Consider the following 21,497-nt stretch of genomic DNA (forward strand, 5'->3'; position numbering starts at 1 on the left):
TCACCCCGGAATAGCTCGGGACGGAGAGGCTTGAATAGGGCGGGACGTAACACACCTGGACGTCTGCGTCTGCCCCGAGCCCGGCCAGACCGGCTGGCAGAGACGGTTCTACATCAACCTGCTCGGGCGCCTGGCGGCATTGCCGGAGTAAGCTGACGGCTGGACCCTGCTGGCTGGCAAAAGCCGGGCGGCATGTGTTCCGCCTGCAGTGCGCAAGGGTCGAATCGCTCGCGCCGCGTGCCCTCAGCTCTCACGCATGCCCCGACCGCATCGCACCCGTTCGCCGGCTGCCCCGGCTGTCGCCGCCAGGGTATCAGGGTGATACGATCGCGGTCGGCTGGCGGGAGATGAGTCCTGGATGCTGGGGTGGTGCAGGCTGAAGTGCGCCAGAGTATTCAAGACTTGCGCCAGGCGCATACGGAGGTGGCGCCCCGCATCGCAGTCCAGGACCTCACAAGACGGGGCGGCCGAAGGCGACGAGGTCGGCCAGGCCGTTGCCGAGAATGACTTTGGCACGCGTCCTGTCGTGGCAGCCGCGACGATCAGGCGGCCATCATAGGCCGCGCGCAGGTCGCGGCGGAACTGTTCGGGCACCTGCGGCGCATCGTCCCAGTCGGCTTCCGAGAGGTGCAGGTAGGCGATGTCCAGCCGCGACAAGGCGCGTGCACCGTCGAGGATCGTCGGTGCGATGTCCGGACAGGCCATGTTGCGGGCGGTGATGAAGGGTGCAAGGCGGACGCCGACGCGCCCGGCCCAGACTTCGCCGGCAGCCGCGGATGCAATCTCGCGCAGCAAGCGCAGCCGGTTCTCTTCTCGCGGCTGCCGCCGTAGGCGTCGGTGCGCTGGTTCGACGTCGTGCGCAGGAACTGGCCGATCAGGTGGCCGTTGGCGCCGTGAATCTCGACGCCGTCGAAACCGGCGCGCATCGCGCTCGCCGCGGCACGCCGGAAGTCGGCGACGACACCGGCGATCTCGTCGATCGCCGGAAGCGACGCCGGAAAAGATGGCTGACTCGCCATGCTTCCAAGCCGTGTGAAAACCGGTGCTCACCGGCGACGGCGCCCACGGCACGGCAAGCCGGGCTCGATCACCCGCTGTCGGCAGCGCCGGTCAGCTCACTTCAGGATCCCGAGCAGGTTCGAGAAGCCGTCGGTCCACGCCGTGAAGCCGGCGCGCGGCTGCAGCGGCCGGGCGCCGGCGCTCGCCGCCTGCAGGCTCGCCGCGCGCTCGGGTCGGACGAGCAGCGCCCACAGCGACCGGCGACAGAAGACCTCGCCGTCAGCCGGATCGAGATCGACGACGAGGACGCTCATCCCGAGCTTTGCGGCGGCGGCGGCGACCACCGGCTGCAGGTCGAGGTAGCGGTTGGTGATGTGCACGGCGAGGATGCCGTCGCTCCGCATGTGCCGCAGATAGGACTGCATCGCTTCGAGCGTCAGCAGGTGCGCCGGGATCGAATCACCCGAGAAGGCGTCGATGGCGAGCAGGTCGAAGGCCTGCGGCGCTTCGCTTTCGAGCATCAGGCGGCCATCGCCGAGCACCGGCACGATGCGCGCCCGGCTTTCCGCCAGATAGCTGAAGTCGCTGCGCGCGAGCTCGAGGACCTGGTCGTCGATCTCGTACAGCCGCATTTCGTCGCCCGGGCGGCCGTAGGTCGCAAGCGTGCCGGCGCCGAGGCCGACGACGCCGATCCGGCGCGGCCGCTCGGTCGGCAGGCTGAGCAGCGCCTGGCCGATCCCCGACTGCTCGCAGTAGTAGGCGGTCGGTCGCCGGCTGTGCTCGGGGGCGATGAACTGCTCGCCGTGGTTGATGCGGCCGTGGAACATCCTGCGCTTGATGCCGAGGTCGTCATCGCTGACGTCGGCAACCCGCAACTGGCCGTAGAAGTTGCGCATGACGCGCCGGTAGTCCTCGACGTAATCGACCGATATCCCCGCCAGCCGGTAGCCATAGACGGCGAGGGCCGCGAGCAGCAGCCAGCGCCAGACCGGCTTAACTTGCGGCCAGAGGACGATGATCACCAGCACGGCGCAGAGGAAGAGACCGATCGGCAATTCGAAGTAGGCGTTGAAGAGCGCCGGCGCGAGCAGGCCGACGAAACTGCCGCCGATGGCGCCGCCGATCGACAGCATCAGGTAGAACAGCGTCAGGTGGCGCACCGGCGGCCGCCGCCGCACCAGCTCGCCATGACAGACCATGCAGAAGACGAAGAGCGCGAGGCAAAGCACGCTGACCAGCAGCGGTACCGGCATGCCACCTTCGGCGAGAACCTGGTCGAGGGCGACGAAGGCGATCGGCAGCGCGATCAGGAAGCCCCGGCGATGGTAGTAGCGCGGCGCATCGAAGCAGAGAATGAAGCTCAGCAGGTAGATGCTCAGCGGCAGCACCCAGAGGAAGGGGACCGGCGCGACGTCCTGCGTCAGGTGACGGGTCAGCGCGAGGAGGAGGATCGAGGCGGTCATCGCCAGGCCGATCCACAGCAGGCACTCGCGCAGCGGCGGCCGCGGCACCGACTCGGAGCTGGCCGGGCTGCGTTCGAGTTCGCCGGAAACACCCTGCCATGATTGCCAGGCGCTGGCCAGGCAGGCGACGACAAAGAAGACGTAGCCGACCGACCAGGCGTGCGCCTGCTGCACGACGACGAAGAAGGGCTCGACGAGCACCGGGTACGAGAGCAGCGCGAGCATCGACGCCAGGTTCGACAGCGCGTACAGTCGGTACGGCATCATGCTGTTGAACGAGCGCGCATACCACGCCTGCATCAGCGGCCCGGTGGTGGACAGCAGCAGGTACGGCATGCCGACCGTTGCCGCAAGGACGACGAGGGCGTTCCACGTCGGGCTGGCGAAGGCAACGTCCTTCCAGGCCGGGTTGGCGATCACCGGCAGCGTCGCCAGACTCAGCAGCAGCAGCACACCGTGCACCATCACCTGGCGGCGTGGTGAAAGCCACTCGTGCAGCAGGTGAACGTAGAGGTAGCCGAGCAGCAGCGCCGCCTGAAAGAAGACCATGCAGGTGCTCCACACCGACGACGAACCGCCGAACCACGGCAGGATCATCTTGGCGATGATCGGCTGGATCTGGAAGAGAAGAAAGGCCGAAAGGAAGACCGTCAGAGCGAAGCTGATCATCCGGATGTTCCCGGCTGCTGCAGCGTCCCCGTTGTCGGGCCGCCGCCTTCGGCTTCGGCCGGCGCCGCATGCCAGCTCTCGCGCGGGACGACGACGTTGCTCGCCGGCTGGACGACGAAATGCGGCGACATGATCTGCACACCGTAGGTATTGAACTGGTCCTGGATGTTGCCGTGCAGCGCGGAGAGCACCGGCACCCGCTCGAGCGGCTTGTCCGTGTGTGCAAAAAGTTCGTACTCGACGTACCAGTCGGCGAGGCTGCGCTGATAGACGAAGGGCTTCGGCAGCGCGCGCAGGCCGGGCGTCTGTTCGGCAGCGGCGATGAGCATCGCGTGCACCTGACGCCAGGGGGTATCGTAACCGATCGTCACCTTGGTCGACACCAGCGTCCCGCGCGCGCCCGCGAGGCGCGAGTAGTTCTTGATCGGATTGCCGACGAGCACGGCGTTGGGAATCGTCACTTCCTCGTTGCGCATGTTGATGATCTTCGTCGACAGCGCGCCGACCTCGCTGACGACGCCGACGGTCTCGCCGATGTCGACGAAGTCACCGACCGACAGCGCGCGCGAGTAGACGAGGACGAGACCGCTCATCAACTGGTTGACGATGCCTGCCGAACCGAGCGTCAGCATGAAGCCGAACATCACCGACAGCCCCTTGAAGGCATCGCTGTCGGACATCGGTATGAACGGATAGGCAATGGCAATGCCGAGGCCCCAGACGATGATCGTGCAGATGCGATGCGTGGCATTCACCGTCTCCGGATGCAACCCGTGCACCTGCACGCGTCCGGCCCTTGCCGCCTTGAAGAAGTTGCCGAGGGCGTCATTGAAGGCCTTCGTCAGGAAGAGGATGACGAGGGCGGTGGTCAGCGACGGGACTGCTTCGATGAAGCCGACGCCGATCGTTTCCATCAGGCCGAAGAGGAAGCTGGTCAGGCGGTCGCCGAGCGGCTCGGTAAGCGGGAAGCGTGCCAGGACGAAGGTCAGCCAGAGGTAGGCGACGCTGAGCCAGAGAAAGCCCATCAGCAGTTGCGCGATCCGCTGCACCAGCGCCCAGCCATGGCGGGCCCAGCGGAAGCTGCTCGACTCCGGATGCGCGTCAATGACCTTTGCGAAGTGGCGGACGATCAACGCGGTGGCGCGGCGGATCAGCCACAGCAGCAACAGGGCGATGGCCGTCGCCGCCAGCGACAGACCGACTCCCTTGACGAGCACCATCGGTCGGCGCTGCTCGCTGACCGCCAGCAGCGCGGCACCGAGTTCCTCAGCACTGCGACGCGCCACAGCCTCGAGCGACATCTTCTCCTCGGGGTCGAGATCGCCCTCGACGATGCCGAAGAGGACCGCTTCGCCGATGTGCAGGCTGATGCCGCGCCGGTCTTCGACGGAGAACGGCGTCAGCTCGATCGGCTGCTGCATCTGCGCCGCCGGCAGGGCATCGATGCGCTCCAGCGCGCGGCGCACGCGATACTCCGGGCTGGCGCCGACGAAGGTCGCGCGAAAGGTGACGATCGGCCGGAAATGGTAGTGCAGGGTCGCCTCCGGCTGACGCACCTCGGCGGCGACGGCTGCGGCGGGCAGGCTGGCAAGGAACATGCTGGCGACGAGCCAGAAGAGGGCAAGAGCGGCGCGAAGCCGGCGGCGGAACGGCCTGGTGATCATGGCGTGATGAGGGTGACGGTCTGGACTGGGCTGCGATTATAGCCCCTGCCCGCCAGCATGGCTTTGGCGCCCGCTCCGCTGGCCGCCGACCGCCGGTCAGGCCGTGCCGCCGACCGTCAGCCCGTCGATGCGCAGGGTCGGCTGGCCGACGCCGACCGGCACACTCTGGCCCTCCTTGCCGCAGGTGCCGACGCCAGGGTCGAGGCGCATGTCGTTGCCGATCATCGACACCTGCGTCATCGCCTGCGGGCCGCTGCCGATCAGGGTCGCGCCCTTGACCGGGGTGGTCACGCGACCGTTTTCGATCAGGTAGGCCTCGGACATCGAGAAGACGAACTTGCCGTTGGTGATGTCGACCTGCCCGCCGCCGAAATTGACCGCGTAGATTCCCTTCTTCACCGAGCGGATGATCTCTTCCGCGCTGCGCTCGCCGTTCAGCATCGTGGTGTTGGTCATGCGCGGCAACGGCAGGTGGGCAAAGGACTCGCGACGGCCGTTGCCGGTCGGCGCGACGCCCATCAGGCGCGCGTTGAGGCTGTCCTGCATGTAGCCCTGCAGGATGCCGTCCTCGATCAGCACCGTCCGCTGCGTCGGGTTGCCTTCGTCGTCGATGTTCAGCGAACCGCGCCGGCCAGCGATCGTGCCGTCGTCGATGACCGTCACGCCGCTGGCGGCGACGCGGCTGCCGATGCGACCGGCGAAGGTCGAGCTGCCCTTGCGGTTGAAGTCGCCCTCGAGTCCGTGGCCGACGGCTTCGTGCAGCAGGATGCCGGGCCAGCCGGCGCCAAGGACGACCGTCATCGTTCCCGCCGGCGCCGGGCGCGCGGCCAGGTTGGTGACGGCCTGATGCACGGCTTCGCGCGCATAGTCCTGCAGCACCGCATCGGTGAAGAAGCCGTAGTCGCTGCGGCCACCGCCGCCGGCCGACCCCTGTTCACGCTGTCCGCCCTGTTCGACGATGACCGTCAGCGAGAGCCGCACCAGCGGCCGCACGTCGGCCGCCAGGCGACCGTCGCTGCCGGCGACCAGGACCACCTCGTACTCGCCGGCGAGGTGAGCCATGACCTGCGTCACCCGCGGGTCGGCAGCGCGTGCCAGCGCTTCGAGTCGCTCGAGCAGACGGACCTTGCTGTCCGCAGGGAGAGAAGCCAGCGGGTCGTTCGGCAGGTACAGGCGATGGCCGCCAATGCGCTTCGCTGCCGGCACGCGCCGCTCCTGCCCGGCGCCGGCAATCGCCCGCACGGCGGCGGCAGCTGCGTCGAGCGCCGGTCTGCTGATGTCGTCGGAATAGGCGAAAGCGGTCTTCTCGCCGGCCAGGGCACGCACGCCGACGCCTTCGTCGATGCTGAAGCTGCCGCTCTTGACGATCCCCTCTTCGAGACTCCAGGCCTCGGAACGGCTGTACTGGAAGTAGAGATCGGCATAGTCGACCTGGTGCGCCATGATCCTGCCAAACACCGGTGTCAGGTCGGCGACATCGAGGCCATAGGGCGTGAGCAGGGTCTTGCGCGCCTGCGCGAGGAGGGTCTGGGCCTTGGTGGTCATTGAGTTTCCCTGTTTGCTGCGGTTTTCTGCCGCCGACACCTACATGACACGATGCGAGAGGGCCGGCAGGCTGGCGCGGACTTCATCCAGTCGGCTCCGTTCGAGGTCGCCGATGACGATGCCGGGTCCCTTCTGCTTGCGATCGAGGATCGTCCCCCAGGGGTCTACGAGCATGCTGTTGCCGTGCGTTTCGCGGCCGTTCTCGTGCCGGCCGCCCTGCGCGACCGCCAGCACGTAGCACTGGTTCTCGATCGCCCGCGCGCGCAGGAGAATCTCCCAGTGGGCACGGCCGGTCGTCTCGGTGAAGGCCGCCGGCACGACCAGCAGGTCTGTGACACCGAGGGCGCGATAAAGCTCCGGAAAGCGCAGGTCGTAACAGATCGACAGACCGACGCGGCCGAAGGGCGTGACGAAGGCGGCCGGCCGGCGGCCGGCCTCGATGGTCGTGCTCTCGTCGTAACGCTCGCTGCCCTGCTGGAAGCCGAAGAGGTGGATCTTGTCGTAGCGGGCGGCACGCTGCCCCTGCGGATCGTAGACCAGCGTCGAGTTGAGCACCTTGTCGGGACTGCCGGCGAGCAGCGGCAGCGAACCGCCGATCAGCCAGACCGCGTGCTCGCGTGCACTGGCGGCGAGGAAATCCTGGATCGGGCCGCTGCCTTCGGCCTCCCGCAGGCGCACTTTGTCGGCGTCGGTCATTCCCATGATGGCGAAGTACTCGGGCAGCGCCAGCAGTTCGGCGCCCTGCGCAACGGCGTCGCCGATCAGCGCCGCCGCCGTGCGCAGGTTCTCGTCGACGCGCGGCGTCGACACCATCTGCAAGGCGGCGACACGCAGAGTGGCGGGGGCTTGGACGGAGCGCGGCCGCCCGTCTGGGCTTGTCTTCATTGTGGTCTCCGGTGGCCTTCGTCGGTTTCGGTCATGGCGTCGTCGCGGCCGCCGGCGGCCGCGACAGGCGCTCCACCTTGGGGTCGTCCCACCTGCCGGTGACCAGGTAGTCGAAGCTGAACGCCTTGCTCAGCGGCCCCTGCAGGATCTTGTCGGCGAGCAGCGTCGCGACACCGGCCAGCGGGTTGATCACCGCCACACCGAGCGCCGCACTGCTGCCGAGATCGGGCTGGACGCTGACTTCGAGGCGCTGCGTCTCATTTTTCAGGTCAGCGTCGCCGCTGAGGACGACACGCGCCGCCGGGCCGCTGATCTGCAGCCGATCGGTGTGCATGACGCCGCCTTTGACGGCGATGCTGCCGGTGATGCCGTCGAACGCGAAACCCTCGCTGAAGATGTCGCCGAAATCGAAGGTGAAGCGTCGCGGCAGCCCCTGCAGGCTGATCAGCCCGAGCAACTTGCCGACGCCGGGATCGACCTTGAGGAACTGGCCCTGGCTTGCCTCGACCTGGATGTCGCCAGCGAGGGTTGCGTGGTCCAGCTCGGTCGGCGCGCCGGTCCAGCCGATGCGCCCTTTCATCGCCGCCTTGCCGCCGCGTATCGTGCCGCCGTAGCCGAGGCGGTCGAGCAGGCGCCCGACATCGCTACTGTCGAGAGCGAAATCGAGCTGCGTCCTGTTCCCTGCAGTCAGCTGCCACTGCCCGCTGCCCGCCAGGCTGCCATACGGGTTGCGCAGATCGATGCGGTCCAGGCGCCAGATGCCGCCGTCGTTGTGCGCCTGCACCTCGAGGCGTCCGAAGCGCTTCTGGCCGATGGTGAAATCATCGACGATGACGTCGAGCGCCGGCAGTTCCTTGAGTGGCTCGCGGCTGGCGGTATCGCTGCGCACCCTGTCGGGACGCCGCCACTTGCTGAAATGCGCCTTCAACCTGCCGGCACCGCTGCCGTCCCACTGGAAGTTGCCGATCGCCTGTTCCGACTCGACATTGCCGCGCCAGCGCGTCGTGATGCCGGTGATGCCGACAACGACACCGGTGTAGGTCTGACCGATGACGACGAGTTCGTCGGCCTTGACATCGACGGCGACGGGGAAGCCGGTCGCGGCGACCTCGGCACCCTTCCGGCCACCGCCGAGAAGGCTCTGCCAGGCGTCCAGATCGAGGCTGCGCGCGCTGATGCCGACATTGAGCCCGCGCGCGGGCAGCGCCGCAGCCGGCCGGCCGATGGCGATCATGCCACGCTCGATCTGTGCCTCGCTGTCCTTCCGGCGGCGGATCAGCTGCAGGCTGAGCACGTCGCCGAGGGTGGCGCGCACCTGATCGCGGACGATGGCCTGGCCGCCAGCGGCCGCCGGCAGCAGTCCATTCTCGAAATGCAGGGGCATCGCTTCGCTGGCGGACTTGCCAAGCGGCGCCGGCAGGGTCGAGCTGACGCCGAGCAGATCACTGTCCACCAGGACGTCGACATCGCGCCTGCGCACCCGGATCTCGGCGCGATAGCTGCCGCCGCCGGCGAAAGCGGCGAGCACGGGCGAACCGATGTGCCGTCGCAGGTCGTCGACCAGCAGCGAGCCGCTCGCCAGCACCCGCACCCTGCCCGACTCGGTACCACCGGTGATGCGCAGCGGGCCGCCGAAAAGGGTCGCGTTGATCCCGGGGACACGCAGGTCCCTTTCCGAGAACTGCAGGTTGCCTTTCACCTGCTGCAACGGTGGCAGCACGGGATCGACGACGACCTCGTTCGCCTGGAAAGTGTAGGTGCCGTCGATCTTCGACTCACCGAGCCGCGCCTCCTCGAGCGGAATGACCAGACCGATTTCCAGCCGGCCGGCTCCGCGGGCACTCATCTTCTCGGTGAAGTGGTCGATCTGCGCTGCCACCGGACTCTGGTCGATGAACTTGAGGAATTCGGCGGTCGGCCCGGCGACCTGGCCCTTCAGCCTGAGCGTGCTCACCGGCGCGTCGAAATCCGGGATCTCGGCCCGCGCCTGCGCCAGTGTCGCACCGAGGATCGTGCCGTGGCGCGCCTGCACTACCATGCCGTTGCCCTCGAAACGCAGGTCGGCATCGATGCTCCTGATCGGTGGCCAGCCGGTACCGTAGTCGAGGACGACATCCTGCGCCTTGACGGTGACCAGGAACTGTCCCTGTTTGCGGTCGAGAAAGGGGAAGTGCGCCAGATCGCCCTTGAGGATCAGCCGCGCTTCGCTGGCCTTTCCCTCCCGCAGCGAATCGCGCAGCCAATGACGGGCATCGACGTTGATCGCCGCCGGCAGGTAGCGCCAGACCGCGGTCGCTTCGGCACGCGTCAGCGCGGCCGTCAGGTCGATGCTGCCCGGTCCGTCCGGACTGCTGCGGAACGTTCCCTGCGCCGAACCGGCCGCGTCGGCGCCAGCGAACTCGGCACGCGACAGCTCGGCGTCGACCCGACCCTGGCTGATCTTCCATTTCGCCTGCGCGTTCAGTGTGTCGAGGGCGATCGCCGACTCGGGAAAGACCTGCGGCAGCTCGACACGCACCTGTCGCGAACGCAGTTGCACGGCACCGCCCTTCTCGCTGGCATCGAGCGAGCCCGAGAGGCCACTGGCGCCGGGGAACTGCCGCACCGGCCGCAACGCGAGGTCGGAGAACGAAGCCTGCAGCGAATAGGCCTGCAGTTCCTCGGCGCTGCCCCGCCAACTGGCGCGCAGGTCGCCAATCTGGCCACGCGGCGCAAACTCGTCGAGCAGGCGACGCGATTGCGGGTCGAGCGGCAGGTAGGCGGCAAGTCCCCCGAGGACGCCGAGGTCCACCGCAGTCGCCGTCGCACTGCCACGCAACGAAGCGCCCGGCTGCTTTTCCTGCTGCCATTCGAGATGGAAGTCGGTCGGCTCGATGCGCAGTCCGGCGGCTCGTTCCGGCGGCCGCGATGCGGCGGCCGTGACGGCATCGGCAGCCACCGCCGCCGGCGACTCGGCGAGGAGCTCGACACGGCGTCCGTCGAGCCGCATGCCGTCTGCCAGGACATGCGCCGCGATGCGCCCGGAGAGCCGATCCAGAGTCAGTTCCGGCAGGTTCCTGCTCAACCGGAGCCTGACGCTCGCGAGCGACAGGTCGGCGGTGAGGTTCTGCAGCGCCCCCTCGGCAAAGCCTGCCCACGCGCGTATGGCACCACGACCATGCGGCAGCGCGAAGGGATAGTCGATCCAGGTCCGCCAGGCGGCGAGATCGACATAGTCGACCTGGACGAAGGCCTGCCCCTTCCAGCTGGCGGCGTCTTCCAGGTCCCTGCCGCGAAAGTCGCCGCGCAGGTCGATCGCCGACGCCAGCTCGGCAGGCGGCAGCGCGGTCAACCCGAAGCGGTGCTGGCGGCCGTCGTTGTCGAGCGCCAGGTTGACGTCTTCCAGCACCAGTGCCGGAGCACCGCGCCTGGCATCCTCCCAGAGCACCGTCGCGCCATTGACGCGTATCTGCTTCTGCGCCAGAACCCAGTCCACGACACCGCCATCGCTGTCGTCCTCGGTGACGGCGATGCCGGCGACGAAGAAGCGGCCGTCGTGGTCACGCCGCAGATGCAAGGTCGGCTCATCGATGCGCAGCAGGCGCAGGCGCAACTGGAGCCGCGGCAGCGAGGACCACGACAACACGCTCTCGACGCGCGAGAAGGCCAGCGCGGGCTGGCCCTGGGCGTCGGCGATGCGCACGTCCGAGAGGACGAGATCCGGGTTGAGACCGGCCCAACTCGCCTCGATGCCGCCGATGGCGACCGAGAGGCCGAGCGCCTGGCCGGCGGCACGTTCGATTTCCGGCCGATAGTGGTCGATGTTCGGCAGGATCAGGTAGCGCAGGCCAAGCACCAGCAGGACGAAGGCGAAATAGAGCACGAGGGCGGCGCGCAGGGCCCAGCGCCAGCCGGTGCGCACCGCCGGATACGAGACGAAGGGCACGAGACGGTGCAGGCGATGGTAGACCGCCGGGCGCAGTTCCTCCTGCCGCATCAGAATGGGCTCGCGCGGAGAGACTTTTGCCAACAGTCGGTGCGCGTCACTAGAATGTCGGGGTGCCCGGTCGAGTTCGCCAATATCCCATTGTAACGGCTTTGCCGTCCCGCTTCAGCGCCCGTGGCGCGCGGCCCGATCCGGATCCAGACGAAAAGAATGAACGATGAACAGCTCCAGCGACACCCGGCCACCCGACCTCACCGCCGCGCGCCTGGCGGCGACGGCGCACAGCCGCTACCTGCGTCAGCTGCTGGCCGCGCGCCCGGAAGTCGACGCCTGGCTCGACGACCACGCCGCAAGCCCGCTTGCCGCGGAGCGAATGAGCGCCTTCCTCAGCGCGGCCGCACCGCTCAACGAAGAGGAACTGAAGCGTTGCCTGCGGCACCTGCGGCAGCGCGTCATGGCGACGCTGGTCGTGCGCGACATCGGTGGCCTGGCGCCGCTGTCCGAGGTCGTCGAGACGATGACCAGACTCGCCGACGTCAGCACCAACTTCGCGCTCGACTTCCTGCATCGACAGCTCGCCGGACAGTTTGGCGAACCCCTTGACGAGCACGGCCGGCCGCAGCGGCTGCTCGTCATCGGCATGGGCAAGCTCGGCGGTCGCGAACTCAACGTCTCCTCGGACGTCGATTACATCTTCGTCTACCCCGAGGAGGGGCGAACCGCTGGCAACGGTCGCCGCCTCGACAACTACGAGTTCTTCCTGCGCCTCGGCAAACGCCTTATCGCTGCCCTCGACGACGTCACCGGAGATGGCCAGGTCTTCCGCGTCGACATGCGATTGCGGCCGAATGGCGATTCCGGGCCTCTGGTCGGCTCGCTCGGCTCGCTCGAGAACTACTTCATCGCCCAGGGCCGAGAGTGGGAGCGCTACGCCTGGATCAAGGCGCGGGTGATGAACGAGGGGACGAATCTGCAACCGGAGTGGATCGATGCCCTGCAGCGCATCTGCCGTCCGTTCGTCTTCCGCAAGTATCTGGACTTCGGGGCGATCAACGCCATGCGCGACCTGCACGCGCAGATCCGGCGCGAAGTGGCGCGCCGCGACATGGCCGAGCACATCAAGCTCGGCCCCGGAGGCATCCGCGAAATCGAGTTCATCGCCCAGGTCTTCCAGCTCATTCGCGGTGGGCGCGACCCGGCACTGCAGGTTCGCCCGACGCTGCGTGTCCTCGCCCTGCTCGCCGAGCGTCGGCTGCTGCCGGCGGAGAGCGAACGCGAGCTGGCGACGGCCTACGGATTCCTGCGCCGCCTCGAGCACCGCCTGCAATACGTCGCCGACGCGCAGACGCATCGCCTGCCGGGCGATGACGACGAGCGCCAGGCGATCGCGACCGCGATGGCCTGCGAAGACTGGGCGTCGTTCATGGTGGCGCTCGACGCGCATCGCGCGCTCGTCGCCCGCCACTTCGAGCAGGTGTTCTCCGAGCCCGAGGAAGGGCGGCACCCGCTGGCCGGCATCTGGGACGGAGCAACGGCCAATGACGACGGTCTCGAGCGACTGGCGGCGCTCGGCTTCCGCCAGCCACAGGCGCTCATCGAAAGGGTACAGGGCTTCCGCGACAGCGGCCGCTATCTGCAGCTTCCGGCGAGCAACCGCGAGCGGCTCGACGCACTGGGTCCGCGACTGATCGATGCTGCCGCCGCGACGGCGACACCGGACGCCACCTGGCAGCGCGGCCTTGACTTTCTCGACACGATCAGCCGTCGCGGCGCCTATCTCGCGCTCCTGCAGCAATATCCGCAGGCCTTGAAAAAGCTCGCCGAACTGATCGGCAGCTCGTCCTGGGCAGCCGACTACCTGACCCGCCACCCGATCCTGCTCGACGAACTCCTCGACTCGCGCATCTTCGACGTCAGCACCGACTGGCAGCAGTTTCGCGACAACATGCAGGCGCGGCTGGCGGAACACGTCGATGACACCGAACGTGAAATGGACATCCTGCGCGAGACCCACCATGCGCAGGTCTTCCATTTCCTGGCGCAGGACCTGGCCGGCATGCACACCGTCGAGCATCTTGCCGACCGGCTCAGCGAGCTTGCCGACATCATGGTGCAGACGACCCTCGATCTCTGCTGGCACAAGCTGAAGTCCCGCCACCCGCGGCCGGAACTGCCGCCGCGCTTCGCCGTCATCGCCTACGGCAAGCTTGGCGGCAAGGAGCTGGGCTTCGCCTCCGACCTCGACCTCGTCTATCTGCACGACGACCCCGAGAGCGGCGCCGGCGAACTCTACGCCCGCCTCGGCCAGCGCATGAGCACCTGGATGTCGAGCCAGACCGCTGCCGGCAGCCTCTTCGAGGTGGACCTGCGGCTGCGCCCGAACGGCGATTCGGGAATGCTCGTCTGCCCGGTCGACGCCTTTCGCGACTACCAGCTGCAGCACGCCTGGGTGTGGGAACACCAGGCCCTGACGCGCGCACGCTTCTGCGCCGGCGACCGGGCGCTCGGCGAGAAGTTCGAGGCCATCCGCACCGAGATCCTGCGCCAACCCCGCGACCTGGCGACGCTGCGCCGGGAAGTGCTGGCGATGCGCCAGCGCATGCTCGAGCAGCATGGCTCGGGTAGCCAGGAGTCGTTCGACATCAAGCACGACCGCGGCGGCCTGATCGACGTCGAGTTCATCGTCCAGTACCTGATCCTCGGCCATGCATGGTGCCACGCCCGACTCTGCGGCAACCTCGGCAACATCGCGCTGCTCGGCATCGCTGCCGATCTGGGCCTGATACCTGGCGCAGCCGCGACGGCGGTGCGCGACGCCTACCGCGAGTATCGCCGCATGCAGCACGTGCTGCGGCTGAACGCCGGCCGCCGCGCGCGCGTCGAACGTGCCACGGTCAGTTGTCGCATCGAGGCGGTGCTCGCACTCTGGCAGCAGGTTTTCGCTTCGCCATAGGCATCGGTTATCATCCACACTCTCACAGCGAGCAATGGAGGACCCCGATGCGCCAAAACCTGCCGGTGACAGATGTCGAGACGATGCTGCCGGAAAACGCGTTCATCTACTCGCGAACCGATCTGAAGGGCGTGATCGTCGAGGCCAATGAAGCCTTTGCCAGCGTCAGCGGCTTCGAGCGGCAGGCGATGATTGGCCAGCCACACAACATCGTGCGTCACCCCGACATGCCGGTCGAGGCGTTCGCCGATCTCTGGCGCGAACTGAAGAGTGGCCGCCCCTGGCGTGGCGTCGTCAAGAACCGGCGCAAGGACGGTGGCTTCTACTGGGTGGTGGCGAACGTCTCGCCAGTCCGTGAAGGTGGCCACGTGGTTGGCCATCAGTCGGTGCGCAGCCGCCCGACCCGCGCCGAGATCGATGCCGCAGCGAGCGCCTACCAGCGCATCCGCCAGGGCGACCCACGACTGCGCATCGAGCAGGGCCGCGTGGTGAATCGTCGTGTCGCAGGCATCGCCCGCCTGTTCTCGCTGCCGGTACAGCTGACGCTGGTCGGCAGCGTCGCGCTGTTCGGTGCGGCGATGCGCCTTGGCGGCACGAGCTTCAGCGGCGGCGTACTCGGTACGCTTCTCGACCTGCTGGCGGTTGCTTCCGTTCTTTACGGTCTTTTCTTCCTCTTCGCCTATGTGCCGCGCGTGCATCGCGACCTGCGCGGCTTTGCTGCGTGGCTCGAGGAACTGCTGACAAGCGGCAATCTCAGGCAACGAATCGATTCGCCACGCGGCGACCTGATCGGCACCGTCATCCGCCAGACCGACCGCTTCGTCTCCTCGGTACAGGCGACCGTACAGGGGATGGCCGATGTCGCGGCGCAGGTCGGCGATGCGACGCGCGATGTCGGACGTGGCGTGCAACAGGTCCAGGAGGCGACGAGCAAGCAGAATGTGGCGACTGCATCGGCAACCGCTGCAGTCGACGAAGTGACCGCGCTGATCGCCCGCGTTGCCGACAATGCCCGCGCAACGCACGCAGTCGCCAGCCAGACAGGCGGCGTCTCGCGCGCCGGAGCCAAGGAGTCCGAGCAGGCCTGTGCGGCGATCGGCTCCCTCGCCGAAACGGTCCGCCTGTCGGCCGAACAGGTCGAGACGCTCGGCCAGCGGTCGACCGAGATCAGCCAGATCACCTCGGTGATCAAGGAGATCGCCGATCAGACCAACCTGCTGGCGCTGAACGCCGCCATCGAAGCTGCGCGGGCCGGCGAGCAGGGACGGGGCTTCGCCGTGGTGGCCGATGAAGTGCGGAAACTGGCCGAGCGCACCGGCAAGGCGACGCAGCAGATCAGCGATCTGGTCACCGCCATCCACGCCGAAACCACGACCGCGGTCGATGGCATGCGCGCCGGTGCAACGCAGGTCGGCGAGGGCGTCGAACGGGTCACTTCGTCGAAGGAGATCCTGCAGCGGATCAAGGTCGAGATGGACGAGACCATCCGGCGTGTGGAGGAAATCTCGCAGGCCTCGGTGGGCCAGAACGCGGCGATGTCACAGCTCGCGGAAAACGTCAGGCAGGTATCGGCAATGACCGCCGCCTGCGTCGCGCTCGCCAGCCAGACCGACGCCATGGTGGTTGAACTGATGGCGATGGTCGACCGGATGGAGAAGTCGGTCGGCCAGTTCTCGCTCTAGCAGGCTTGTCGTGCCGCTCGCAGTACCGCGCTGACGGCGGCGGCCCCGTTCGCCGGGCCGGCGTGCCGCTGTTCAGCCGCTTCTCAACCCATCAAGATGGCGCGAGCATCATGGTCACCGCCCGGCGCCTGCCTGTCAACTCTGCCGCCGGTCGGTCGACCACGGGCCACGGGCATCGATCACGGTGGCGGCATCATCGCCGGCCGCCGGATGCCACGGTTCGGGAGAGGCGGCTGGTGGCGGGAAGCCGCAGCACCATGCCCTCGTCGGGTGCGAGAACCAGTTGCTCCAGGCTGAGCCGCCTGGGCGAAGTCATTGCCGTTGACAGCAAGAGGTCGGCCGCATCGCCGGACAGCGGCAGCGCCAGTCGCCGACGCTCGGCGCCAAAGTTGAGCAGCACGAGCAGGGCGCTGCCCGGATCGCCGCGCAGGTAGGCGAAAACGTCGGGCTGGCCGGCGTCGAGCGACCGGAAGGAACCGCCGGCGAGCGCCGGCTCGGCCCGTCGCAGTGCGGTCATGGCGCGGAAGAAGGCGAGCGGCGAGTGCGGGTCAACCGACTGGTTGGCGACGTTGCGCGTCCTGCAGTCGGCCGCCAGCGGCAGCCAGGAGCGGACCCCGGCAGCGGCAAAACCGGCGTTCGCCGAGGCATCCCACTGCATCGGCGTGCGCTGCGGGTCACGGCCGACGAGATGGGCGATTTCCGGCTGCCTGAGCGCCGGTGGGTCCTGCATCAGTTCCAGGGGCAGCGGTACGTCGAGCATGCCGATCTCGTCGCCGTAGTAGCAGGTGGGCGTACCGCGCAGCGTCAGCAACAGCATCGTCGCGACGCGTGCCTGGCGCGACCCGACACGGGTCGCCAGCCGCTTCTGGTCGTGATTGCCGAGCACCCAGTTGGGCCACGCGTGCTGCGGCAGCACCGCCTCGTAATCGTCCACCAGGCGGCGGATGAGGGCGGCGTCCCAGGGGGCCCGGATGAGCTGGAAGTTGAACGGCAGGTGGCACTCGGCGCCTTGCTCATCGCCGTAGTAGCGGACCAGTTCGGCATTCGGCAGGTAGAGTTCGCCAATCATCAGGCGGTCGTGCCAGCGGTCGAGGAAGGCCCGCATGCGGCGGATCAGGCCGTGCACCTCGGGCAGGTTGGCCGTGTGCACGTGCAACAGGCTCTGGTACTCCCGGACTCCGTTCCAGGCGGGGTTCGCGGGTTCATCACGGAACAGCGGGTCCTTCAGCAGCATGCCGATGACGTCGACGCGGAAGCCGTCGACCCCCTTGTCGAGCCAGAAACGCATGCAGTCCAGGATCGCCGGCAGGACCTCGGGGTGGCGATAATTCAGTTCCGGCTGCTGCGGCAGGAACTGGTGCATGTAGTACTGGCCACAGCCCTCGTCGAAGGTCCAGGCCGGACCGCCGAAGTGGCTCAGCCAGTTGTTCGGCGGGCCGCCGCCGGGCGCCGGGTCGCGCCAAATGTACCACCCACGCTGCGGGTTGTCGCGGGCACTGCGGCTGGCGATGAACCAGGGATGGAGATGCGAGCTGTGATTGGGAACCAGGTCGAGCAGAAGCCGCATGCCGCGCGCATGCACCTCGGCGAGCAGGCGATCGAAGTCGGCCATCGTGCCGAAGAGGGGGTGGATGGCGCAGTAATCGGCGACGTCGTAACCGAAGTCATGCATCGGTGAGGGATAGATCGGCGACAGCCAGAGGACATCGATGTTGAGGCTGTGCAGGTAATCGAGGCGGGCGATGATCCCCGCCAGGTCGCCGACGCCATCGCCGTTGCTGTCCTGGAACGAACGCGGATAGAGCTGGTAGATGATGCCGGTCTGCCACCAGCTGACGGTAGCGCTCATGAGCGCGCGGCGGCCGTGCAAGCGGCGGCCATCCGGTCGAGGGCGGTGGCGAGGGTCTGTCGCGGGCAGCCGAAATTGAGCCGGACCCAGCCCGGCAGGCCGAATTCGGCGCCACTAGACAGTCCGACGCCGGCTTCTTCGAAGAAGGCCGCCGGATCGGCGACGGCGAGGCCACGCGCATCGATCCACGCCAGGTACGTCGCCTCGACGTGGTTCATGGCGAGGCCGGGCAGCAAGCGGACGGCAGCCTCGACGGTGTCGCGGTTGCGCCGCAGGGTGGCGAGCAGGGCGTGCTGCCAGTCGTCACAGTCGCGGTAGGCGGCTTCGCAGGCCGCCAGCCCGAGCGCATTGACATGCGGCACGATGCCCCGCATGGCGGCACTGAAACGACGACGCAAGCCGGCGTCGGCGATGACGGCGAAGGCACAGCCGAGGCCGGGAATGTTCCACGTCTTGGATGGTGCCATGAGCGTGATCGTTCGCCGCGCCACCTCTTCGCCAAGCATCGCCAGCGGCAGGTGGCGGCGGTGCTCGTCGAGAACGAGCCCGCAGTGGATCTCGTCGGAGCAGACGACGAGGCCGTTGCACAGGCTGAAGGCAGCGATCCGCTCGAGCTCCGCCCTCTCCCACGCGCGGCCGACCGGGTTGTGCGGATGGCAGAGCAACAGCAGCCCGCTGCCGGGCAGCACGGCGTCCTGCAGCGCCGCGAAGTCGAACACCCAGCGCTCGCCGACCTGGCACAGCGGCGCCGTCGTCAAACGCCGGCCGGACAGGCGCGGTGCGCCGAGGAACGGCGGATAGACCGGCGTCGCCGTCACCACATCGCCATCGACGGCGCGGCAGGCGACGTTGAGCCCGCTCACCAGGCCGGGCAACCAGAGCAGCCAGTCTGCCTCGACCTGCCAGCCGTACTCGCGCTGCAGATGGCCGATGACGGCTTCGCAGAGTTCCGGCATCGGTTCGGCGTAACCGAAACAGCCGTGCGCGACGCGGCGTTCGAGTGCAGCGATGATCGCCGGCGGCGCGGCGAAATCCATGTCGGCAACCCACAGTGGCAGCACGTCCCGCCCGGCGTAACGGTTCCATTTCAGCGAGTCGCCACGCGAGCGGTCGATGACCCGCTCGAAGTCATGCGCCGGCAGATCGGCAGCGTGGCTGCGCACGCTGAGCGGCGGGCGTCGTGCCGGGTCGTCAGGAGGCGCTTGCTGAATCATGGACACGAAGCTCTCCCGGGAATGATCGATGAGCGGCCGTACCGGCCGGCTAGGCAAGGAAGAGCCGGTAGGCCTGGTTTCCGGTCTCGTCCCAGTGCGCGTAACCGAGCGTTCGCAGGAACTGCCGGAAGTCGCCCATCTCGTCCGGTGGCACCTGCATGCCGACCAGCACGCGGCCGTAGTCGGCGCCGTGGTTGCGATAGTGGAAGAGGCTGATGTTCCAGCCGGCACTCATCCGGTTGAGGAAGTTCATCAGCGCTCCCGGACGCTCTGGAAACTCGAAGCGGTAGACGATCTCGTTGCTGATCGTCGGCGAGTGACCGCCGACCAAGTGACGGATGTGGCCTTTCGCCACTTCGTCGTCGGTCAGGTCGAGAGTCGGGTAGCCGTGCTTGCGCAGATGCTGCAACAGGCGTACCGACTCGGCACGCGAAGCGACCTGGATGCCGACGAAGACGTGCGCCTCGCGCTGATCGTTGTAGCGGTAGTTGAACTCGGTGATGCTGCGGGCACCGATCAGGGCCACGAACTGCTTGTAGGCGCCCGGTCGTTCGGGCAGCGTGACGGCGAAGACCGCCTCGCGCTGCTCGCCGATCTCGGCCCGTTCGGCAACGAAGCGCAGTCGGTCGAAATTGATGTTGGCGCCCGATGCCGTCGCGACCAGCGTCCTGCCCTGCAGCCGGTGGCGCGCGGCGTACTCCTTGGCGCCGGCGACTGCCAGCGCGCCGGCCGGCTCGAGCACCGCGCGCGTGTCCTCGAAGACGTCCTTGATCGCGGCGCAGATGGCGTCGGTGTCGACCAGCACCATTTCATCGACGTGCGTCTGACAGAGGCGAAAAGTCTCCTCGCCGACGTACTTGACAGCGGCACCATCGGCAAACAGGCCGACGTGTTCGAGCCGCACACGCTTGCCGGCACGCAGGGAGCGCGCCATGGCGTCGGCGTCGACCGCTTCGACGCCGATGATCCGGGTCGCCGGGCGCAGGCGCTTGACGTACGCGGCAACGCCCGAGATCAGGCCGCCACCACCGACACAGCAGAAGATGGCGTCGATCGGCTCCGCGTGCTGGCGCAGGATCTCCATGCCGATGGTACCCTGGCCGGCGATCACCTCCGGATCGTCGAAGGGATGCACGAAGCTCAGGCGCTCGCTCTTCTCGATCGCCTGCGCATGCGCGTAAGCGTCGTCGTACGACTCGCCGGCCAGCAGCACTTCGCCACCGCGTTGCCGGACTGCCTCGATCTTGATCTGCGGCGTCGTCGTCGGCATGACGATCACCGCCCGGCAGCCCACCTTGGCGGCGGCCAGCGCGACGCCCTGCGCATGGTTGCCTGCCGAAGCGCAGATGACGCCGCGTTTCAGCTTCTCCTTCGACAGGTGCACGATCTTGTTGTAGGCGCCGCGCAGCTTGAAGGAGAAGACGGGCTGCAGGTCCTCGCGCTTGAGCAGCACCCGATTGCCGATGCGTGCCGACAGGCCAGGGGCGCGGTCGAGCGGGGTTTCGATCGCCACGTCATAGACGCGGGCGTTGAGGATTCTCTCGAGATAATCAGTGGGCATGGCGGCAGGTCGCCCCGGTGCTTTGCCAGAGGCGCCGATTCTAGCAGGAGAAGACGACGTGCAGCCTCTTCAGGCCCCGCGATCGTTGGGCGTCAGCATGAGTTGCCGCAGGGCGTCGCCCATCGGCAGATGCAGATTGCCGCCGTCTGGCGGGATCGGCGAGGTGAACCAGCGCTCGTAGATGCGGGCGAACTCTCCGCTCTGCATCAGGCCGCTCAGTGTCCGGTCGACCAGCTTCTTGAACTGCGGGTCGTGGCGGCGGAAGGCGATGGCCCAGGACTCGAAACCGAAGCGGTCGTCGAGCAACATGAAGCGCTCGGCGGCGGCAACCTGCAGCAACAGGCCGCGCAGCGACACGTCGTCGAGTACCAGCGCCGCGACCTCGCCACGCTGCAGGAACTGCAGTCCTTCCGCCGGATCACGGCTGCCGCGATGGCTGACCTGCAGTCCCCTGCGGGCGGCGGCCGAAGTCAGGTAGGCCGCTGCCGTCGCCCCGAAGACGGTCGCCACGGTCTTGCCCTGCAGGTCGGCGAAGGAACGGATGCCGGCATCCTTGCTGACCAGCGCCTGGATTCCGGCAACGAAGATGGTGCTGCTGAAAGCGAGGTCACGCTGTCTCTGTTCGGTGTTGATCGTTCCGCCACAATCGAGGTCGATCGTTCCGGTCTCGATCATGATCTGGCGCGCACCGGGCGTCGTCGGAACCGGCACCACCGTCAGGTGCTGCAGGTTCAGCTGCGCCTGGATGGCGTCGGTGACATGACGACAGAGGTCGATCGCGAAACCGATTGCCTCACCCCCGCCCGCCAGATAGGAGAAGGGGATGGCGGCTTCACGGTAGCCGATATAGACCGCGTTCGCCGCACGAATCTTCTCCAGGTTCGGCGACACCGGTGCTTCCTCGGCACCCGTCGCCGCAGCGACGAGCAACAGGCAGGCGGCAGCGAGCAAGGCGCGGGACAGGCACGCAGCGGCAACTCTCATGTCACGACCTCCATGGTCGGACCAGCCTGCCCGGGCGATCCGGTGGCGCGGCCAATGGTGGAACTTGATGCCGCACGCACGGCGAAAGTGTTGCCAGCGTCAGC

At 67.8% G+C, this 21,497-nt stretch carries 11 protein-coding genes and 1 pseudogene; 2 read left to right on the forward strand and 10 right to left on the reverse strand.

Annotated features, from left to right (window positions below):
• Window positions 1-454: 454 nt before the first annotated feature.
• The 6 genes and pseudogenes from NFW30_RS06180 to NFW30_RS06205 all read right to left on the reverse strand — a co-directional run.
• Window positions 455-974 (reverse strand): annotated as a pseudogene (locus tag NFW30_RS06180) (alkene reductase); the annotation flags it as partial.
• 141 nt (window positions 975-1,115) lie between these two features.
• On the reverse strand, window positions 1,116-3,131 hold the full coding sequence (locus tag NFW30_RS06185; protein WP_295351882.1) for a fused MFS/spermidine synthase: 2,016 nt from the start codon (window positions 3,129-3,131) through the stop codon (window positions 1,116-1,118).
• Entirely contained in the window at window positions 3,128-4,795 is a 1,668-nt protein-coding gene (locus NFW30_RS06190; RefSeq protein ID WP_295351880.1) for a mechanosensitive ion channel domain-containing protein, read from the reverse strand. Before NFW30_RS06190 ends, NFW30_RS06185 begins: the two co-directional genes overlap by 4 nt.
• Before the next feature lie 96 nt (window positions 4,796-4,891).
• Complete coding sequence (tldD, locus tag NFW30_RS06195) at window positions 4,892-6,340, reverse strand: metalloprotease TldD (protein WP_295351878.1); 1,449 nt, start codon at window positions 6,338-6,340, stop codon at window positions 4,892-4,894.
• Window positions 6,341-6,379: 39 nt separating this feature from the next.
• Window positions 6,380-7,225 (reverse strand): carbon-nitrogen hydrolase family protein, encoded by an 846-nt coding sequence (locus tag NFW30_RS06200; RefSeq protein ID WP_295351876.1) that lies wholly within the window; start codon window positions 7,223-7,225, stop codon window positions 6,380-6,382.
• A 31-nt stretch (window positions 7,226-7,256) separates the two neighbouring features.
• Window positions 7,257-11,201, reverse strand: coding sequence for a YhdP family protein (locus NFW30_RS06205; RefSeq protein WP_295351873.1), 3,945 nt, complete (start codon window positions 11,199-11,201; stop codon window positions 7,257-7,259).
• Window positions 11,202-11,367: 166 nt separating this feature from the next.
• On the opposite strand from NFW30_RS06205, the gene glnE reads away from it, so the two are divergent.
• The gene (gene glnE / locus NFW30_RS06210; RefSeq protein ID WP_295351871.1) at window positions 11,368-14,103 is read left to right on the forward strand and encodes a bifunctional [glutamate--ammonia ligase]-adenylyl-L-tyrosine phosphorylase/[glutamate--ammonia-ligase] adenylyltransferase; all 2,736 of its coding nucleotides are present in this window, start codon (window positions 11,368-11,370) and stop codon (window positions 14,101-14,103) included.
• Between the two features lie 47 nt (window positions 14,104-14,150).
• Window positions 14,151-15,785, forward strand: a complete 1,635-nt coding sequence (locus tag NFW30_RS06215; RefSeq protein WP_295351869.1) for a methyl-accepting chemotaxis protein — start codon at window positions 14,151-14,153, stop codon at window positions 15,783-15,785.
• Between the two features lie 193 nt (window positions 15,786-15,978).
• Here the strand turns inward: NFW30_RS06215 and NFW30_RS06220 are convergent, their stop codons facing one another.
• The 4 genes from NFW30_RS06220 to NFW30_RS06235 all read right to left on the reverse strand — a co-directional run bounded on the left by NFW30_RS06220 (window position 15,979) and on the right by NFW30_RS06235 (window position 21,393).
• Complete coding sequence (locus NFW30_RS06220) at window positions 15,979-17,634, reverse strand: alpha-amylase family glycosyl hydrolase (RefSeq protein ID WP_295351867.1); 1,656 nt, start codon at window positions 17,632-17,634, stop codon at window positions 15,979-15,981.
• Entirely contained in the window at window positions 17,631-18,854 is a 1,224-nt protein-coding gene (locus NFW30_RS06225) for a PatB family C-S lyase (protein ID WP_295351864.1), read from the reverse strand. The genes NFW30_RS06220 and NFW30_RS06225 overlap by 4 nt, the downstream gene beginning before the upstream one ends.
• A 43-nt stretch (window positions 18,855-18,897) precedes the next feature.
• A complete protein-coding gene (gene ilvA, locus NFW30_RS06230) occupies window positions 18,898-20,409 on the reverse strand; it encodes a threonine ammonia-lyase, biosynthetic (RefSeq protein ID WP_295371895.1) in 1,512 nt (503 codons plus the stop codon).
• A 69-nt stretch (window positions 20,410-20,478) separates the two neighbouring features.
• On the reverse strand, window positions 20,479-21,393 hold the full coding sequence (locus NFW30_RS06235) for an amino acid ABC transporter substrate-binding protein (RefSeq protein WP_295351857.1): 915 nt from the start codon (window positions 21,391-21,393) through the stop codon (window positions 20,479-20,481).
• Window positions 21,394-21,497: the final 104 nt, after the last annotated feature.

Source organism: Accumulibacter sp. (assembly GCF_023806635.1).
Lineage (GTDB): Bacteria > Pseudomonadota > Gammaproteobacteria > Burkholderiales > Rhodocyclaceae > Accumulibacter.

What these genes read in the sequence shown, in the direction of transcription:
- NFW30_RS06185 (WP_295351882.1), bottom strand. Translation starts at nt 3,131, where the DNA reads ATGATCAGCTTCGCTCTGACGGTCTTCCTTTCGGCCTTTCTTCTCTTC.
- NFW30_RS06190 (WP_295351880.1), bottom strand. Translation starts at nt 4,795, where the DNA reads ATGATCACCAGGCCGTTCCGCCGCCGGCTTCGCGCCGCTCTTGCCCTC.
- tldD (WP_295351878.1), bottom strand. Translation starts at nt 6,340, where the DNA reads ATGACCACCAAGGCCCAGACCCTCCTCGCGCAGGCGCGCAAGACCCTG.
- NFW30_RS06200 (WP_295351876.1), bottom strand. Translation starts at nt 7,225, where the DNA reads ATGAAGACAAGCCCAGACGGGCGGCCGCGCTCCGTCCAAGCCCCCGCC.
- NFW30_RS06205 (WP_295351873.1), bottom strand. Translation starts at nt 11,201, where the DNA reads ATGCGGCAGGAGGAACTGCGCCCGGCGGTCTACCATCGCCTGCACCGT.
- glnE (WP_295351871.1), top strand. Translation starts at nt 11,368, where the DNA reads ATGAACAGCTCCAGCGACACCCGGCCACCCGACCTCACCGCCGCGCGC.
- NFW30_RS06215 (WP_295351869.1), top strand. Translation starts at nt 14,151, where the DNA reads ATGCGCCAAAACCTGCCGGTGACAGATGTCGAGACGATGCTGCCGGAA.
- NFW30_RS06220 (WP_295351867.1), bottom strand. Translation starts at nt 17,634, where the DNA reads ATGAGCGCTACCGTCAGCTGGTGGCAGACCGGCATCATCTACCAGCTC.
- ilvA (WP_295371895.1), bottom strand. Translation starts at nt 20,409, where the DNA reads ATGCCCACTGATTATCTCGAGAGAATCCTCAACGCCCGCGTCTATGAC.
- NFW30_RS06235 (WP_295351857.1), bottom strand. Translation starts at nt 21,393, where the DNA reads ATGAGAGTTGCCGCTGCGTGCCTGTCCCGCGCCTTGCTCGCTGCCGCC.